This is a genomic window from Segetibacter sp. (genome assembly GCF_025963695.1).
Taxonomy (GTDB): Bacteria; Bacteroidota; Bacteroidia; order Chitinophagales; family Chitinophagaceae; genus Segetibacter.
This window is the reverse complement of sequence record NZ_JAOQAH010000013.1, coordinates 1-3,648: the sequence shown is the minus strand read 5'-3', so window position 1 is coordinate 3,648 and position 3,648 is coordinate 1. Positions and strand designations below refer to the sequence as shown.

The following is a 3,648-nucleotide window of genomic DNA, read 5'->3' as shown; positions in this document are numbered from 1 at the left end:
CCGCCAAACCAATTACGGTAATCACCCACCACATGATAAGATTTGCTGTCTCCAAAGTTATTTTCTTTATACCGTGCAAGATTGCGCCCTTGCTTATCAATCGGCCATGGAGAAGCGCCGCCATCATGACCAATATGATGATTTCCGGGAAAGTAAAACTGCAAATCGTCAGAGGCTTTAAAAGCAGCATTCTCCCACGATAAGTAAGAATGATGCAAAGGACTTGGATTAAACCAAAGAGAGTTGGTTTCAAAATAAGCTTTGTCTTTAGGCAACCGAATATCAACCCGCCACTCCGATCGTGAAGCCAGGTCAAGACCACCCACAATGCAGCTTACACTGCCATCATCATTATTCTTAATGATATAATCAACTGCTGCTGCAGCCCAGGGTGCATGACCAAGATCAAGACCAAAATTGTGTTCAATACCGCCACTCGTCCATGGTCCCCGAATGCCGATAGCGCGAAACTTCATCACATGGTTGAGATAAACGAATTCATTATTCGTTTCTTTTTCTACCGCACCCATTACTTTGCCTCCCACTTCTGGCAAGACGGACACCGTGATATAAGGGTTTTCTAACTTTACGATCTTCCAATCCCGCTGCACACTTTTAGTAGTGTATCCATCAAACATAAAGTAGGGATAAAAAGGAGCGACCTTTTTATTAATACCCAACACAGGTACCGGGTTAGGATCGGAAAAGGGATAGGTTTTAATTGATTCGCTCGTTTGTTTTACAGACGCTTGCTGTGCCACTACCGGGGATAGAAAAAGAAGCGGTGCAATCAACAGAAGAATTTGAGCGCGGGAAAATTTATACATCCGTTTTAGCTTTTACAGTTTAGGCAGCAAACCAACTCTGCCTGTGGAGAGTGCCCCGATTGGAATTCAAAATACACGAGAAATCTAACGGGAGCCGATCTTGGTATTCAAAATAACGTCAATTGCAATGTTACGAAAGGCGAATTGATTAAAAAAAAGATTTCGAAAACAAAAAATATTGAAACGAAATAAAATAAAAGTTGTTAATTGCAACCAGGCAAGCATTTCGAATAGAAAAATCTCTTGCTGGCAAATCTTTGTCAGCAGAGGTTTCTCTTGAAAGGCTTTGTTACCATACAACCATTTGAGCCTTTACCTAATGTAAGGATTTAAAATAAAGAGACATGAACCTGGCAGTGCTTTTTGATATGGATGGTGTAATAGTAGATAGTAATCCATATCACAAACTTGCTTTTGAAGCCTTTCTGAAACGACACGACGTGTTTTTAACAGACGACGAGTTAAAAAGACATGTATATGGACGAACAAACCAGGAGATCATGCGCTTCATTTTTAAAGACAACTTCAGCGAGGCACGGAGCGAAATATGGGCAGATGAAAAGGAAGCACTCTTCCGGGAACTGTATAAAGAAGTAAGCCCGGTTAAGGGGCTTGTATCTTTTTTACAAACATTAAAAGCCAAAGATGTAAAAACAGCTGTCGGCACTTCCGCCCCAAAAATCAACCTTTATTTTATTCTCGAAAAAATACATCTCATCCACTATTTCGATACCCTTCTTCACTCCGCTGATGTGCTTTTTGGTAAGCCAAATCCTGAAATTTATCTGAAAGCCGCTGCACGATTACAAATAGAGCCTAAAAACTGCATAGTGATCGAAGATTCGCTTCCCGGCATAAAAGCAGGTTTAGATGCAGGGATGAAAGTAATAGGAATTACCACTACACATACTGCTGAAGAACTGGCAAACGCACACCTGGTAATTGAAGATTTTGAGGGCTTATCCGTTCATGCCATGCTGGACTTACTATAGTGGCATTTAAGTTAAAACGGTCGCCTGCTAAAACATCAAAAGTGAAAGATGGAACGCGAAAAGACTTTTGAGGTGTAACATAACAACATTATGATAGATCAGGAACGAATAGAAAAATCGAGTACAAGAATTTTCAAAGCCGTTTTTCCCGACAGTACCAATCATTACGACACTATGTTTGGTGGAACGGCCATGCAATTGATGGATGAAGTAGCTTTTATAACAGCAACCAGGTTTAGCAGGAAAAAGGTAGTAACTGTTTCATCAGACAGGATTGATTTTACGAGGCCGATACCTGCAGGAACAATCATTGAGTTGATCGGCAAAGTAGTTTATGTTGGAAATACCAGCCTTAAGGTCTTAGTGGAAATTTTCATTGAAGAAATGTATTCAGACCTAAGACAAAAAGCCATAACCGGAACATTCAGTTTTGTAGCAATCGACGACAATAAAAAGCCAGTGAAGATATATTAAACAGTAAATACCGACAATGGAATTTTAAAGCATTTTTATGGTACCAGCAGCAATGATATTAACTTAAAAAATCTTAAATAATCCACTTTCAATTAAAGCTTAAAGATTTTGGTTAGAGAGGATAATATGCATGAAATAATAGGATTGTCGGCTTTGTTTATTCAACGTCGTTTACTTTAGAAAATTCACGCAAAGAAGACGTAAAACCGGTTTTCATGTTCTTTGCTCCCTGCGTGAACTACAGGCTCCTTCGCGGGAGAACTTGTTACTATCCAAATAAACGACATCCATGCTTTGTAGAATATTTAAGAATGCCAGTTACTTCAGCGAACAAGATTGACCGGGCATTAATTTCACACCAATTAGCCAGGCGAACTGGTTTTTTTAGTGATAATAATTGGTAAAGGTCTTAGACATTTTCCTGTAACGCTGACTGCGGCAGGTCTTTAAACAACCAATGAAAGAATAACAGACTTTTAAAACCCCCTATATGCCAAATAAACGTAGAGAATTTTTAAAACTTGCAGGGCTCACCGGGCTCGGTATTGCACAAGGAAGTATGCTGCCTGGAAATGCCTTCGCAAACAGCGGAAATAAAAACCCAAACAACGAGGCTGACGGTCTGAATGCAGACGACAAAGACTTAAGCGTTATCGGACTCTATGGTGCCTGGGCAAACTCTCTCAATCAAAATAAATTGCCCTCTTTTTCTTTCCGGAGACCGCAATTTAAAAACGTGGAGACCTGGAAAAAAGCTGCAAAACAACGGCTTACCGAACGGTTAGCGATCCCGGATATAGGTGGACTACCAACAGTGACCGTACAAAAGAAATATACCTACGATGGACTACACGTAGAAGAATTGACGTGGCAACTACCTTACGGGCGGCCAACAGAAGCGATCTTGCTAAAACCGATGAATGCAAAAGGAAAATTACCTGCCATTCTTGGTTTTCATGATCACGGGGGCAACAAATACTTCGGTTGTCACAAAATCACCAAGACTTCGGACGACCAGCACCCTATGATGAAAGACCACCAGGAGCATTATTATACGGGGCTTGCTTGGGCAAATGAGATTGCCAAACGCGGTTATGTTGTCCTCGTTTCCGACTCCTTTACATTTGGAAGTAGAAGAGTAATGCTGCAGGATGTACCAACACGCTTAAGAAATGGAATAACCGATGGAAGTTCTACAGACCGGCAAAGCATCGCGGCTTACAACACGTGGGCGAGCGGGCATGAACACATCATGGCAAAATCGCTCTTCTCGGCCGGAACTACCTGGCCCGGTGTGTTTTATGCGGAAGACAAAAAAGCGCTTGATGTTTTGTGTGCCCGACCAGATGTTGATG

General features: G+C 41.3%; 4 protein-coding genes. 3 read left to right on the top strand and 1 reads right to left on the bottom strand.

Annotation, left to right across the window (positions count from 1 at the left end):
* Positions 1-827, bottom strand: an 827-nt coding sequence (locus JWR87_RS01090; RefSeq protein WP_297814705.1) for a DUF5107 domain-containing protein, incomplete at its 3' end; no start/stop codon positions are given.
* Between the two features lie 344 nt (positions 828-1,171).
* Between JWR87_RS01090 and JWR87_RS01085 the strand changes: the two genes are divergently transcribed.
* The 3 genes from JWR87_RS01085 to JWR87_RS01075 all read left to right on the top strand — a co-directional run.
* Positions 1,172-1,819 carry an HAD family phosphatase gene (locus tag JWR87_RS01085; protein WP_297814704.1) on the top strand — a complete coding sequence of 216 codons (648 nt, stop codon included), beginning with the start codon at positions 1,172-1,174 and terminating at the stop codon, positions 1,817-1,819.
* Positions 1,820-1,909: 90 nt separating this feature from the next.
* A complete protein-coding gene (locus JWR87_RS01080) occupies positions 1,910-2,293 on the top strand; it encodes an acyl-CoA thioesterase (RefSeq protein ID WP_297814703.1) in 384 nt (127 codons plus the stop codon).
* A gap of 490 nt (positions 2,294-2,783) precedes the next feature.
* A partial coding sequence (locus tag JWR87_RS01075) for an alpha/beta hydrolase family protein (RefSeq protein ID WP_297814702.1) occupies positions 2,784-3,648 on the top strand: 865 nt, incomplete at its 3' end.